Origin of the sequence: Neisseria sp. HMSC058F07 (assembly GCF_001810035.1) — a bacterium.
GTDB lineage: Bacteria > Pseudomonadota > Gammaproteobacteria > Burkholderiales > Neisseriaceae > Neisseria > Neisseria perflava.
In genome coordinates this window covers 82,525-96,687 of sequence record NZ_KV799674.1, presented here as the reverse complement: position 1 = coordinate 96,687, position 14,163 = coordinate 82,525, and the positions used below count along the sequence as shown (strand labels likewise).

Annotated in this window: 10 protein-coding genes; 2 read left to right on the top strand and 8 right to left on the bottom strand. The window is 53.2% G+C overall.

Annotation, left to right across the window (positions count from 1 at the left end):
• Positions 1 to 115: 115 nt before the first annotated feature.
• Entirely contained in the window at positions 116 to 1,339 is a 1,224-nt protein-coding gene (sstT, locus tag HMPREF2696_RS03835) for a serine/threonine transporter SstT (protein WP_004519145.1), read from the bottom strand.
• Positions 1,340 to 1,787: 448 nt separating this feature from the next.
• On the opposite strand from sstT, the gene HMPREF2696_RS03830 reads away from it, so the two are divergent.
• Together HMPREF2696_RS03830 and HMPREF2696_RS03825 are read left to right on the top strand one after the other, a co-directional pair.
• A complete protein-coding gene (locus tag HMPREF2696_RS03830) occupies positions 1,788 to 3,629 on the top strand; it encodes an autotransporter assembly complex protein TamA (RefSeq protein ID WP_039861895.1) in 1,842 nt (613 codons plus the stop codon).
• Positions 3,630 to 3,707: 78 nt separating this feature from the next.
• Positions 3,708 to 7,856, top strand: a complete 4,149-nt coding sequence (locus HMPREF2696_RS03825; RefSeq protein WP_004519149.1) for a translocation/assembly module TamB domain-containing protein — start codon at positions 3,708 to 3,710, stop codon at positions 7,854 to 7,856.
• Positions 7,857 to 8,094: 238 nt separating this feature from the next.
• Here HMPREF2696_RS03825 and HMPREF2696_RS11470 read toward each other — a convergent pair whose 3' ends face one another.
• From HMPREF2696_RS11470 to recQ, 7 genes are all read right to left on the bottom strand, one after another.
• Complete coding sequence (locus tag HMPREF2696_RS11470) at positions 8,095 to 8,268, bottom strand: anti-sigma factor family protein (RefSeq protein WP_004519151.1); 174 nt, start codon at positions 8,266 to 8,268, stop codon at positions 8,095 to 8,097.
• A gap of 12 nt (positions 8,269 to 8,280) precedes the next feature.
• On the bottom strand, positions 8,281 to 8,859 hold the full coding sequence (locus HMPREF2696_RS03820; protein WP_004519152.1) for a sigma-70 family RNA polymerase sigma factor: 579 nt from the start codon (positions 8,857 to 8,859) through the stop codon (positions 8,281 to 8,283).
• Between the two features lie 142 nt (positions 8,860 to 9,001).
• Positions 9,002 to 9,688, bottom strand: coding sequence for an HvfC family RiPP maturation protein (locus HMPREF2696_RS03815; protein ID WP_004519153.1), 687 nt, complete (start codon positions 9,686 to 9,688; stop codon positions 9,002 to 9,004).
• On the bottom strand, positions 9,678 to 10,520 hold the full coding sequence (locus HMPREF2696_RS03810; RefSeq protein ID WP_004519154.1) for an HvfB family MNIO-type RiPP peptide maturase: 843 nt from the start codon (positions 10,518 to 10,520) through the stop codon (positions 9,678 to 9,680). The genes HMPREF2696_RS03815 and HMPREF2696_RS03810 overlap by 11 nt, the downstream gene beginning before the upstream one ends.
• 86 nt (positions 10,521 to 10,606) lie before the next feature.
• Entirely contained in the window at positions 10,607 to 10,879 is a 273-nt protein-coding gene (locus HMPREF2696_RS03805; RefSeq protein WP_049333024.1) for a hypothetical protein, read from the bottom strand.
• A gap of 98 nt (positions 10,880 to 10,977) precedes the next feature.
• Complete coding sequence (locus HMPREF2696_RS03800; RefSeq protein WP_070587885.1) at positions 10,978 to 11,427, bottom strand: HvfX family Cu-binding RiPP maturation protein; 450 nt, start codon at positions 11,425 to 11,427, stop codon at positions 10,978 to 10,980.
• Between the two features lie 221 nt (positions 11,428 to 11,648).
• Entirely contained in the window at positions 11,649 to 13,958 is a 2,310-nt protein-coding gene (gene recQ, locus HMPREF2696_RS03795) for a DNA helicase RecQ (RefSeq protein ID WP_070587882.1), read from the bottom strand.
• Positions 13,959 to 14,163 lie beyond the last annotated feature (205 nt).

The following is a 14,163-nucleotide window of genomic DNA, read 5'->3' as shown; positions in this document are numbered from 1 at the left end:
CCGATCAAACCAATCTATCGGCTTGACCATCTAAAAATCCATTTTCTTTGCATAAAACAAAGGCCGTCTGAAAGTTTTCAGACGGCCTTTGCTGAATTTAGGTTGCCCTTAAAAATCACTCTTTACGTTGACGGCCCAAATCGGCAGCGGCAGTAAACAAAACGTCGGTGGAAGAGTTCAACGCAGTTTCTGCAGAGTCTTGAATCACGCCGATGATGAAGCCGACGGCAACCACCTGCATGGCCACATCGTTATCGATACCGAACAGGCTGCACGCCAAAGGAATCAGCAGCAACGAGCCACCGGCCACACCGGATGCACCGCACGCGCTGACAGTTGCCACCAGGCTCAGCAGCAGGGCAGTGGCGAAGTCAACCGTAATGCCTTGCGTGTACGCCGCAGCCATCGCCAAAACGGTAATGGTGATTGCCGCACCGGCCATATTGATGGTCGCACCCAATGGAATGGAGATGGAGTAAGTGTCTTCGTGCAAACCCAGTTTTTTCGCCAATGCCATATTCACAGGGATATTGGCGGCGGAAGAACGGGTAAAGAAGGCATACACGCCACTTTCACGCAGGCAGGTAAACACCAGCGGGAAAGGGTTGCGGCGGATTTGCGTCCACACAATAATCGGGTTGACCACCAAAGCGATAAACAGCATACAGCCGAGCAATACGGCCAACAGCTGCATATAACCGGCAAGCGCTTCAAAACCGGTTTCCGCAATGGTAGAAGACACCAAGCCGAAAATACCCAGCGGCGCAAAACGGATAATCCATTTCACAACGGTCGAAACGGTATCGGCCAAATCGGCCGCCACTTGGCGGGTCGTATCCGAACCGTGATGGCGCAAAGCCGCGCCCAATACCAAAGCCCAAGCCAAAATGCCGATATAGTTGGCATTGGCCAGCGCGTTAATCGGGTTGGCCACCAAATTCATCAGCAGCGTTTTCAACACTTCGATAATGCCGGAAGGCGGCGCAACGGACACATCGCCGGCCGTACGCAGAATCAGCGTGGTCGGGAATGCCATGCTGGCGACAACCGCCACCACAGCGGCTGCAAACGTACCAAAAATATACAAAATCAAAATCGGTTTGATGTGGGCCTGATTGCCTTTTTGGTGTTGCGCAATGGCGGCAGTCACCAAAACGAATACCAAAATCGGCGCGATAGCCTTAAGCGCACCGACAAACAGGCTGCCCAGCAGTCCTGCGCTGATACCGACTTGCGGCGCAACTGCGCCCACAAGAATACCTAAAACCAAGCCGATGGCGATTTGTACCACCAGGCTGACGCTGTTGATCGCGTTTAAAAGCGGATTGCCACTTGCCATATCCGTTCCTTCAATTTAAAGATATGTTAAAAAAGTCTTACATTCTAAAATAAAAAATCATTTGTCGGCGAGGTTTTCATGCACACCTCACAAAAACAGCATTAAAGTTTAGCATTTATGACACAGTTGGCACTTTATGCCAAAAATATGGTCAAACCCGCTCAAACCCTACTTTCAAAGTATGCCCATACCGTTGCCTTATCCCTCTGTATCTTGATTTCAGACGGCCTGAAATCTGCGCCATAAGGCCGAATATAAAGGCAACTTCATCAGTCAAAACACAAAAACATAAATATTACAATCAGATAGAAACAAACCAAAATCCGCCCTTAAGCCGCATTTTGCAACGTTATCGCGCTAAATTTCCGTTTATATCCATAGCCTGAAAGCTTGCAGAAATAATGTTAAAATCCCCAAACTGAAGAATTGTCGCTGTCGAACACACATCATGACCAAACTGACCTACCCTGTTTTATTTGCATCATTGGCGCTCGCCTACGGACACGCGTTGGCAGTAGATACTTCCGTTCCCAAAGCGGAAGACTACGAGGCCGTTCCCGAATCCGAAATGCCCAAGCAGCCCAAAGACGACCAAACAGGCAAACTCAAGCCCAAATTCCCCGTCAAAATCGACACCCAAGACAGCGAAGTCAAAGAAATGCTTGAAGAATACCTGCCGCTGATTACCCAGCAGCAGGAAGAAGAGCTGGACAAAGAGCAGGTCGGCTTCCTCGCCGAAGAGGCACCCGACAACGTCAAAACCATGCTCCGAACCAAAGGCTACTTCAACAGCAATGTCAATATTCAAGACCACGGCGAGAGCTACACCGTCAACGTCACCCCCGGCCCGCGCACCAAAGTCGACAACGTCAGCGTGGCCATCCTCGGCGACGTATTGAATGACGACAACTTGGCCGAGTACTACCAAAATGCGATGGAAAACTGGCAGCAGCCCGTTGGTGAAAACTTCGACCAAGACGGCTGGAGTGCAAGTAAAACCTCCGTCCTCAGCGCTGTAACACGCAAGAAATACCCTTTGGCGAAACTCACCACCACCCAAGCCACCATCAATCCCAATACCCAAAAAGCCGACTTGAACGTCATCCTGGAGAGCAACCGCCCCATTTACTTTGGCGAGTTCCAAATCACCGGCACGCGCCGCTACCCTGAGAGCGTGGTTTCCGGCATGGCGCGCTTCCAACCCGGTTCGCCTTACGACTTGGACAAAATCCTCGACCTGCAACAGGCGCTCGAGCAAAACGGCCACTACTCCGGTGCGTCCGTACAGGCCGACTTCGACCAACTGCAAGGCGACCGCGTTCCCGTCAAAATCAACGTGACCGAAGTCAAACGCCACAAACTGGAAACCGGTATCCGCTACGACTCCGAATACGGAATCGGCGGCCGCATCGCCTACGACTATTACAACCTCTTTAACAAGGGCTACATCGGTTCCATCGTTTGGGACATGGACAAATACGAAACCACGCTGGCCGCCGGTATCAGCCAACCGCGCAACAACCGCGGCAACTACTGGACCAGCAACGTTTCCTACAACCGCTCGACCACGCAAAACCTTGAAAAACGCGCCCTGTCCAGCGGCATTTGGTATGTCCGCGACCGCAACAATATCGATGCCCGCTTCGGCCTCGAATTCATTACCGAAGACCGCAAAGTCCCCGACACCAGCTACGATTTGGGCCGAAGCCATGCCACCATGCTGACCGCCTCATGGAAACGGCAAAGCATCGAAACCGAGCTGCATCCTCAAAACGGCTATTACCTCGACGGCAAAATCGGCTTGACCTTGGGCAAATTCCTCTCCTCCACCCAAATGGCACGCGCTACGGCACGCGCAGGCTATTTCTTCACGCCTGAAAACAAAAAAATCGGTACATTCATCGTACGCGGACAGGCCGGCTACGTTTACGCCCGCGAAGGCGAAGAAGTGCCTTCCAGCCTGATGTTCCGCACCGGCGGCGCGACTTCCGTACGCGGTTACGAACTCGACAGCATCGGCTTGGCAGGCCCCAACGGCTCTGTCCTGCCGCAACGCGCCTTGGTGGTCGGCAGCCTCGAATATCAATTCCCGGTTACCAAAAGCTTCTCCGGCGCCATCTTCCACGATGTCGGCGACGCGGCAAGCAACTTCAAACACATGACCTTAAAACACGGTACCGGCTTGGGTGTGCGCTGGTTCAGCCCGGTTGCGCCGTTCTCCTTCGACATTGCCTACGGCCACCACGACAAAAAAATCCGCTGGCACATCAGCTTGGGCACAAGGTTTTAACAAACATACACCATCCATTCTTTCAGACGGCCTCAGCCATTCCAGGCCGTCTGAACAACAGACAAACAGAAAAATATCATGACCGATACTGCAAACACTTCCACGCCGTCTGAACAACAGCCCGCCCCGCCAAAGCGCAAAAAACGCCTGTTGCGCGGCTTTGTCCTGTCCGCCTTGGGCGTATTGACCGTTTCCGCCGGCACGATCGGCTGGCTGGTCGGTACGGAATCGGGTTTGCGTTTCGGTTTGTACAAAATCCCGTCATGGTTCGGCGTCAAAATCTCTTCGGATACACTGAAAGGCACGCTGATTGAAGGTTTTGAAGGCGATAAATGGTTGATTGAAACAGAAGGTGCGGACATCAAAATCAGCAACTTCCGCTTTGATTGGAAACCGTCCGAGCTGTTCCGTCCGTCTTTACATATTACCGAAGTCGTGGCCGGCGACATCGCCATCGTGACCAAGCGCACGCCGCCCAAAGAAGAAGAGCCTTCAAAAGGCCTGCCCGACAGTATAGACCTACCCGTTACCGCCTATCTCGACCGTTTGGAAACCGGCAAAATCAGCGTGGGCAAGCGTTTTGACAAGCAGACCGTCTATCTCGACCATCTGCACGCGGCCTATCATTACGACAAAAAAGAACACCGCCTCCACATCAAAACCGCCGACACGCCCTGGAGCAGCTCGACAGGCGCGGTGGTGCTCGGTTTGAACAAACCCTACGTCCTCAATACCGCCATCTACACCAAAGGCCAGCTTGAGGGCGAAACCATACACGGCACGGTGCGCCTGTGGGGCAGCCTGCAAGACGTGTACACCGACCTGCTGCTCGACAGCGACAACGTTCATTTGTCTGCCAAATCCACCATCCACCCATTCGCCGACAGCCTCAATGAAACCGTCGGCGAAATCCTGATTAAAGGTTCCAACATCAATCCGCAGGCCTTCCTGCCCAGCCTGCCCAAAGCGCGCCTGAATTTCGACGCCACCACCATTCCGTCCTTTACAGACGGCGTTGCGCTGGAAGGCTCGATAGACTTGGAAAACGACCAAGCCGGTTTTGCCGATGAAAACCATATCCCCGTCAAACGCATCCTCGGCGAATTCATCGTCGACGACAAAGGTACGGTCAAAATCGAAGACATCGGCGTCGGCCTGCTCAAAAACGGCAGCATCGACGTATCCGGCTCTATCGATACCGCCCAAGACCAGCTCAAACTCGCACTGGGCATCAACAATACCGGCGCAGACGACTTTGTGCGTCAAAACATTGCAGGCCGTCTGAACGGCAGTATCGACGTCAAAGGTGAAACCTCCTCCCCTGTCATCAACTGGAATCTCGACAGCGGATTTGCGCGTACAGACGGCATGCTGTTTTTCCAAACCGACAAACAGCTCGGCCAGCGCACGCTCAAGCTCGACAAAGTCCGCCTGGTTCCGCAAAACGGCGGCGAACTCAACGCCAAAGGCTCACTCGAACTCTTCAAAGACCGCAAACTGCAGCTGGACATCGTCAGCAAAGCCTTCAACCCTGCACGCATCGATCCGCAGCTTCCGCAAGGCAGCGTCAACGGCAACATCAACTTGACCGGCATACTGGCGCAAGAGAAATTCGCCGGCAAAATGCAGTTCGCACCGAGTACGCTCAACGGCGTTCCACTCAGCGGCAAAGCCGACGTCGCCTATGAAAACAAACACCTCTCGCGCGCCCTGACCGACCTGACCCTCGGCAGCAACATCGTCAAAACCAACGGCAGCTTCGGCAAAAAAGGCGACCGCCTTAACCTCAACATTACCGCCCCCGATTTGTCGCGTTTCGGCTTCGGCTTGGGTGGCCTGCTCAACGCGCGCGGCTACATCTCCGGCAGCTTTTCAGACGGCCTCAAAACCCTTGAAGCCGATTTGAACGGCGAAGCGCGCAACTTCAAAGTCGCCGATACCGTCAATATCCGCACCCTCGACTTCAAACTTAAAGGTTCGCCAGATACCAACCGTCCGTTGAGTGCCGATATTAAAGGCGAACACATCGCCGTCTCCGGCGGCGCGGCCATGATTGACAACGTCAACCTGCTCATCAGCGGCACAGGTTCGCACCACCACATCCGCGGCAACAGCAGCATGGCGGTGGACAACAAACGCTACAAGCTCGACCTCGACGCCACCGGCGGCCTCAACAAAGACCAAACCCAATGGAAAGGCACGGTTGACACGCTCGACATTAGCGGCGCGTTCAACCTTAAACTGCAAAACCGCCTCAACCTCGAGGCCGGCAGCGAACGCGTTTCCCTCAGCAGCGCGCGCTGGGCGGCCATGGGCGGCAGCCTCAACCTGCAAAATTTCGTTTGGGACAAAAAAGCCGGCATTACCAGTAAAGGCAGCGCGCAAAATCTGCACATTACCGAGTTGCACAACTTCTACACCCCGCCCATCGAACACAACCTCGTCTTGGGCGGCGACTGGGATTTGGCTTACAGTCAAAACGCGCGCGGCTTCCTCAACATCAGCCGTCAAAGCGGCGACATCATCCTGCCGGGCAAAGATCCGAAAAACAAACAGCCTTTGGGACTTTCCGCGCTCGCCCTGCGCACCCGTTTCCAAAACGGCCGCATCGACAGCACGCTGGAAGGCAACACCCGCTTCGGCAAAGTTGACGGCACGCTCGGCATCGCCCAACAGTTCGGCAACAACATCAACAACGCCCCCGTCAGCGGCAAAGTCAATATCAGCGTTCCCGATTTAGGCTCGCTCAAATCCTTTATGCCGGCGACAGCCCAAGGCATTGCAGGCCGTCTGAACGCGACCGCCACCATCGGCGGCCGACTCGGTTCGCCCACCGTCAACAGCAACCTCGACCTCCAAACCAATTACGGCCGTGCCGACGGTACCGTCAACATCGGCCAAGGCACCAGCTTCGACACTGCCCCTCTGAGCGGCAAACTCAACCTGAACGTCGCCAACCTCGAAGTCTTCCGCAACTTCCTACCCGTCGGCCAAACTCTCAAAGGCCGTCTGAACGCCGCCGTCAACTTGGCAGGCCGTCTGAACGATCCGCAACTAAGCGGCCTGATTAACGGCGACAACCTCTATTACCGCCATCAAACCCAAGGCCTGATTCTCGACAACGGCGTATTGCGTTCGCGCCTGCAGGGTCAAAAATGGGTGATCGACAGCCTCAAATTCCACCGTGGCGGCACGATTGAGCTCAAAGGTGCGGTCAACCTTGCCAACGCCAACCCCGATGTCGACGTGGACATCGTCTTCGACAAATACCGCACCCTCTCGCGTCCAAACCGCCAACTGCAGCTCTCCGGCGCGGCCAAAGTCCTCTACAATCCGGAAAAAGGCGTATCGCTCAACGGCACGCTCAACACCGACTACGGCAGGTTTGGTTCGCAAAAATCCTCCATGCCGACCCTCGACGACGACGTGGTCGTACTGGGCGAAACCAAAAAAGAAGCAACGGCCACCACGCCGATTAATATGAACCTTGTCTTGAACATCAACGACAATGTCCGTTTTGTCGGCTACGGCGCAGACGTTACCATCGGCGGCAAACTGTCCATCACATCACGTCCGGGCGAAGCCGTCCAAGGCGTCGGCACCGTGCGCGTTGTCAAAGGCCGCTACAAAGCCTACGGCCAAGACCTCGACATCACCAAAGGATCGGTTTCCTTTGTCGGCCCGCTGACCAATCCAAATCTTAACATCCGTGCCGAACGCCGCCTCTCCCCGGTCGGCGCTGGCGTCGAAGTCCTCGGCAGCCTCAACAATCCGCGCGTGACCTTGGTTGCCAAGGAAGCCATGAGCGAAAAAGACAAACTCTCCTGGCTCATCCTCAACCGTGCCAGCAGCGGCAGCGACGGCGATAACGCCACGCTCTCCGCGGCCGCCAGCGCACTGCTTGCCGGCCAAGTCAACGACCGCATCGGCCTTGTGGATGATTTGGGCTTTACCAGCAAACGCAGCCGCAACGCCCAAACAGGCGAGCTCAACCCTGCCGAACAAGTCCTGACCGTCGGCAAACAGCTCACCAACAACCTCTACGCAGGTTACGAATATGGCATTTCCAGCGCCGAACAATCCGTCAAACTCGTGTACCAACTGACCCGCGCCATCCAAGCCGTTGCCCGCATCGGCACGCGCTCCTCCGGCGGCGAGTTGAAATACACCATCCGCTTTGACAACTGGTTCGGCAAAGACGAACCCGAGCCGGAAGAACAACACTAAAAGCCGTGAAAAAGGCCGTCTGAAATTCATCTTTCAGACGGCCTTTATCTTGTTCTACCGTATTAGAATCTTCAGCCATGCCTCAAAAAACAAAGGCCAACGGCGCAAGTTTAAAAATAAATGCAGCTAAAAAAGTGAACGGCAAACCATGGCTTATTCCAAGTTAGCAATAAATAAAGCAGATGCAAAAAGGCCGTCTGAAACTGACAGGGGTAGGTTTCAGACGGCTTTTTTTGAATCATCGAAACAACTTATGCATGGCATTGCTAATTAATTCGAGCTGTTTCTTATATTCGCGGCAACGGGGGCAGAGCGACAGGTGGACGGCAAGGGCAATGCGGTTAAAAAGACTGAGATGCACTTGGTCTTGCTGTTTGGAAATCAGATCGGTTATTTTGCGGCATTTTTTCATGGCGTTTTCCTGTCAGGCATGGGAGAACCATTTGATTTGCAGGCACTGGCGCAAGGTTTCGCGCGCACGGTGCATGATGGTGTAATAGTTGGCATGGCTGATGCCGCATTGTTCGCGGATTTCATCGCTTGAAAAGCCGAGAATCTCTTTCATGGTAAACACGCGGGCGGTGTTTTCCGGCAGATGGTAGAGGCAGGTCTGCAAAACTTGGTAGAACTCTTTATTGTTCAAACTGGCTTCGGGCGAGTCCCAACCCTGAGGCTGTCCTTCGTCCGTCCAATGCCCGTCGGCGGCAAAATGTCCTTCAAAGGCTTCATCCAAGGCTTCCTCGTCGCGCGTGATGAAAACTTGGCGTTGCCGTCCGATTTGGCGCAGGCAGTCGGTAATTTTGTTTTTTAAGATTGCAAACAGCCAGCTGCTCACTTGGGCGTCGCCTTTGAAACCCTCGGCCGCACGGTAGGCAGAAAGCATGGTTTCCTGTACGAGGTCTTCCGCCAAATCGGGGCGGTCGGGCAGCTGGATATGGGCAAAGCGCAGCAGCAGTTTGCGGGATTCGGCAAGCTCGGCATCGGTCAGTTCGGGTAGGGCCATAATGTATCAGTATGAAATGAATGATCAATATACTTTTGATTTTACGCTGATACGGCAAGAGCATGCGATTGAATCTATAAACGATTTCAGTAGTATTTTTGTTTCGCCGAAACCGACTGCACCCGTTTCAGACGGCCTTGATTTATGCCGCAACCAAAATGCCCTGTTCCAACCATTCCGTCCATTTTTGCCTTAATGCGTCCTGCCAAGCGTTTTCAGACGGCATGAACTCTGCCAGCATGGTCTGCAGGCCGTTTAGGGAAGTGGGCGTTTCTGCCAGCGTTTCCAGCAATAAGGCATCGAAATCGTCGAGCGTTTGGTACATCACGTCATCTTCCTTATCGCGCCACACCAAAACAGCAGTTTCCGCCTCCTGCAATTCGTCCGTCACGTCATACTGATAACGGCGCACAAAGGCGGCGGGAGAAAGGGTGTAAGCCAAATCGTCTGAATCGGCATGGGTTGTTTGGCTATCGGTCTGAGCGGTTTCGGCGAGCAGCTGGGTGTGTTCAAAGTCCATCAATGCCAAGAGGTCATCTGAAAGCGGCAGGCTTTGGCAATATTGGAGGAACTCGCCGGGGATTTCTTGAAAATAGGGCGTTTGAGCGCGCGCGTTGCGGACGAAACCTTCTTTCAGACGGCCCCATTCTTCGCTGTCAAAGTATTGCAGCGTTTCGGTATAGCAGCGGTCGATAAAGCTGTGAATATTGTTGCGTATCAGGCGGATATAGACATTCAACCGCTCTTGCGGCAATCCGTCTGCGGCTTTGCCTTCGCGTATGGCTTGGGCAAAGCGGTGTTGGTATTGGGCGGAGGTTTCAGGCTGCATGACGGTATTCCTTTCCGGCACGCATTTGATAGTCGGCGATTTTAGCGACTTCGGCTTCGAGTTCGGCAAAAGGCGGAAAATTGAAATCGCGTTCCAACAGGGTGGGCGGAATCGTCGGCAGTTTGGCATAGGCCAGTTCGAGCAAATCCCAAACAGTCGGCAATACTGCGGCGCCGTGGGTATCAATCAACAATTCGGGCGTTTCCACGTCATGTCCGGCAATATGGATATAGCACACGCGCTCTGCGTCCACATTTTCTAAAAAGGCTTCAGGCGACAACAGGCCGTGATTGACGGCGTTAACGTAAATATTGTTCACGTCCAAATGAATGCCGCAGTCGGCTTCACGGGCAACCGCGTTGAGGAACTCGACTTCGTTCATCTCGGCAAGCGGAGAATGCAGGTAGTAGGAGGTGTTTTCCACGGCAATACGGCAGCCCAACCGATCCTGCACTTCGCGGATACGGCGCGCGGTATGTTGTACCATTTCTTCAGTGAAAGGCAGCGGCAACAAATCGTAAAGATGACCGCCGTCGTGGCAGTAGCTCAAATGGTCGGAGAAAAACGTGCAATCGTAACGGCGCATCATTTCTTTGATTCCGTCTATCAAATCGGTATCCAACGGGGCTTGTCCGCCCAACGACATGGATAATCCGTGCAACGCCAGCGGCAGCCGTTCCGCCACGCGGTCAAACTGTTTGCGCGCCCTGCCACCCATTTTCAGCCAGTTTTCGGGAGCGGCTTCGATAAAGCGTATCGGGCTGTCGTCTGAAAGCGAGAGGAAGTCTTCCGCCAAGTCGCGGCGGTAGCCCAAGCCTGCGTGTTGAATCATGGTGATGTCCTGTTATGGTGCCGTATGAACGACAAAGTCGCATTTTCGTTTATAAAATGCGACTTTGTTAAAGGTATATTGCAGGATTATTTAGAACCGCATTTACCTTCGCCGCATTTGCCTTCTACTACTTTGGCTGCTTTGGCTTTAGATGCTTTGCCTTTTTTGGCGTGTGCTTTTTTCATGGCTGCGCCGCAAGAACCTTCACCGGCTTTGGCAGCCGCGCCGCAAGTACCTTCGGCAGCTTTAACAGTTTTCTCAACGGCCACGTCGCTGGCGGCTTTATCAGCGGCAACAACACCGGCAGCCAAAGACAGGGACAGTGCACCGGCCAGAGCAGCAGCTACATTTTTTTTCATTTCAACTTCCTTTTTAAAATATGGGTTTAAAAACAAATCAAGGGATAATATCGGGCATTTAAAGTCGGCCCGCGACCATTAATCCTTAAAGATAATCCTTAAAGAAAATGCTTGATACGGCAACAGCGTTTCTTCAGCAGGGCATCCAAAGACAGACGGCCTGCGCCCTGCAATAGGACAGGAAATAAAACCACCAAATAAATCAGTGCCATTTTATAACCGTTGTCGCACACATTGTACCCTAAGCCGGCATGTACCGCAGACCATGCGACAGCCGTCACAACCATCAATCCCAACGCGGACAGCCGCGTTGCCAAGCCGACGATGAGCAGCACAGGCAAAACCAGTTCCGCCCACATGGCCAAATTCCAGTTGACCGTATCCGACAACAAATTGAACGGAAAGGGAAATTGACTGTTTATTTCTGCAAACCAGTTTTCCCAGTTCCATTTTTCCAGGCCGGATTCAAGAAATTCATACGCGGCAAAAAGCCTGAGTGCCAACAAGCCGAAAGCGGCCTGCCAAGAGGGATTGGATGGGGTGTTCATTTATTTTCCTAATCGATGTGTGTCGAATGGGATGGGACAGAAAATCCATCGGCACCATCCCATTTTTCATGCCTGTTTAGACGCGGCAGCTTTAAAAAACTGACAAAACAAATGAAGATATTTTCTTATTCATTGTTTTATAAAGATTAAAAATTCAAAAGGCCGTCTGAAACACCATGCTTGATTGGTTTCAGACGGCCTTTGATGATGATTGCAATCCATTAATCCGCTTGTTTGCACAATTCGACAATTTCCGTGCCGTATTTATCGGCTTTTTCCTCATTCATACCGTGGATTTCCGCCAACTCCGCCAAATCTTGCGGCCGTCGGGCGGCAATCGCGCACAGGGTAACTTTGCTGCATATCTGATAGGCTTCGAGGCCTTCATGGCGGGCAGTATCGATGTTCCACTGAAGCAGACGGCGCATCAAACGGCGTTTGCGTTTATCCTCTTCGCTCAGGCCGTCTGAAAACGGCCGGCAGATGTTTAAAATGCCCTCGCCGTATTGCTCGATACGTTTTTCGCCGAGTTTATACACGCCTAAAAGGTCGATGGGTTCGGCAGGCGTATTGGTTAGCAAATCGTCCATGCTTTCGTTGGAGAACACCGTTCCCAGCGTCACTTGATCGGCACTTGCCTGCTGCTCGCGCCAAGTTTCCAAAGCCTGTTTTAAGGCCTGTTCGCGCTCGCCCAAGCTGTGGATAACTTGTGCACTGTCTGTGGAAACCGTACCGGCTTCGGCCGTTTCGCAAACGTCGAGTATCTCCAAACCGAATTTATTGATTTTCGCCTCGCCCAAGCCGTAGATTTGATGTAAATCTTCCAAACTTCGGGGCATTTTTTCGACAATATCGCGCAGGGTTTTGTCGCCGCAAACCACATAGGCCGGCACTTCCTCTGCCCGGGCGCGTTGTTGCCGCCATTGGCGCAATGCCTGCCACAAACGCTCTTCGCGCTCGGTACGCAACCAATCGTCTTTCGGTTTTTGGGTGGCCGTTTTTTCTCGGCGCAGGGGGCGCAGCATGACTTCGGTTTCGCCCTTGAGGACTTTTTTTGCCGCTTCGGTCAGCTGCAGGGCTTGATGTTGCTCGACATTGACGGTGAGATAGCCCAGGCTGATGCACTGGCGGATGACGCTGCGCCATTCCTTGTCGGTCTGTTCGCTGCCGATGCCGAATGTGGATAACTTGTCATGGCCGTTGCGCTGTATCCAATCATCGCTTTTACCGCGTAAAAGGTTGGTGATGTAACCGGCGGCAAAACGTTGTCCGGCGCGGTACACGCAGCTGAGTAATTTTTGCACCAACACCGTGCCGTCAAACCGTACGGGTGGATGCAGACAGTTGTCGCAATGGCTGCAGGGTTCGGATTCTTCGCCGAAATGCTTGAGCAGCAACACGCGGCGGCAGGCTGCGGTTTCGCAGACGGAAAGCATGGCGTCGAGTTTTTGCATTTCGATTTGCTTTTGCACTTCGTCGCTGTTGCCTTCGGCAATCCGTTCGCGCAGCAACACCCAATCGTTCAAGCCGTAACACAGCCAGCTCACGGCAGGCAGCCCGTCCCGGCCGGCGCGCCCCGATTCCTGATAGAAATGTTCGATACTTTGGGGCATATCGAGATGGGCGACAAAGCGCACGTCGGGTTTGTCTATGCCCATGCCGAACGCCACGGTCGCCACCACAATAATATTGTCTTCATGCGTAAAGCGGCGTTGGTTTTCCTCGCGCACGTCCATGCTCAAACCGGCATGATACGGAATCGCCTCCAAGCCGTTTTCACACAAAAACTGCGCCACATCCTCGACTTTTTTGCGGCTTAAGCAATACACAATACCGCTTTGCCCATGCATCTGCTTGCGGATGAAATCCAGCAATTGTTTTTTGCCATTATTTTTTTCGATAACCTGATAATAAATATTCGGACGGTCAAAGCTGGAGATAAATTCGGGCGCATTGTCCAAGTGCAGATAATGCTTGATGTCGGCGCGTGTGGCCGCATCGGCGGTAGCGGTCAGGGCGATGCGCGGGATGTTCGGATAGCGTTCGGCAAGCATGCCGAGCTGTTGATATTCGGGGCGGAAATCGTGTCCCCATTGGCTGACGCAATGCGCCTCATCAATGGCAAACAGACTGACGGTTTGTTGGTCGAGAAAACGTAAAAAGCGGTCGGTAACCAAGCGTTCCGGAGCGACATAAAGCAGTTTCAGACGGCCTTGGGCAAGCTTGTCGGCAATCTCGCGCGCCTCATCTGCCGATGTGCTGCTGTTGACTGCCGCCGCTTCAATCCCGGCCACATGCAGGCTGGCTACTTGGTCGTTCATCAGCGCAATCAGCGGCGATACGACAACCGCCACGCCTTCGCGCATCAGCGCCGGAATCTGGTAACACAAAGACTTGCCCCCGCCCGTCGGCATCAGCACCATCAAACTCTCGCCGCCGGCCAAAGCATTGACGATAGCCTCCTGCTTGCCACGAAATTCGGGATAACCGAATACTTCGTGCAAAATCTGTTTGGAGGTCGGCTGAAGCATAATGGTTCCGTAGAATAGGGGAAAGCGTTATTTTAACGGTTTTACACCCGCGTATGTGCGGAACATTTTGCCGCCGCTTTTTCAGACGGCCTGAAATTCAACTCTATTAAAGTTATTTAATTTTAAATAAAGATTTATTTTGTTTTAAATGAAATGCACAAAGGCCGTCTGAATCCTAATCTTCGGATTTCAGACGGCCTTTCAA

Coding starts and splice junctions, on each gene's coding strand:
- sstT (WP_004519145.1), bottom strand. CDS start 1,339: ATGGCAAGTGGCAATCCGCTTTTAAACGCGATCAACAGCGTCAGCCTG.
- HMPREF2696_RS03830 (WP_039861895.1), top strand. CDS start 1,788: ATGACCAAACTGACCTACCCTGTTTTATTTGCATCATTGGCGCTCGCC.
- HMPREF2696_RS03825 (WP_004519149.1), top strand. CDS start 3,708: ATGACCGATACTGCAAACACTTCCACGCCGTCTGAACAACAGCCCGCC.
- HMPREF2696_RS11470 (WP_004519151.1), bottom strand. CDS start 8,268: ATGAAAAAATGCCGCAAAATAACCGATCTGATTTCCAAACAGCAAGAC.
- HMPREF2696_RS03820 (WP_004519152.1), bottom strand. CDS start 8,859: ATGGCCCTACCCGAACTGACCGATGCCGAGCTTGCCGAATCCCGCAAA.
- HMPREF2696_RS03815 (WP_004519153.1), bottom strand. CDS start 9,688: ATGCAGCCTGAAACCTCCGCCCAATACCAACACCGCTTTGCCCAAGCC.
- HMPREF2696_RS03810 (WP_004519154.1), bottom strand. CDS start 10,520: ATGATTCAACACGCAGGCTTGGGCTACCGCCGCGACTTGGCGGAAGAC.
- HMPREF2696_RS03805 (WP_049333024.1), bottom strand. CDS start 10,879: ATGAAAAAAAATGTAGCTGCTGCTCTGGCCGGTGCACTGTCCCTGTCT.
- HMPREF2696_RS03800 (WP_070587885.1), bottom strand. CDS start 11,427: ATGAACACCCCATCCAATCCCTCTTGGCAGGCCGCTTTCGGCTTGTTG.
- recQ (WP_070587882.1), bottom strand. CDS start 13,958: ATGCTTCAGCCGACCTCCAAACAGATTTTGCACGAAGTATTCGGTTAT.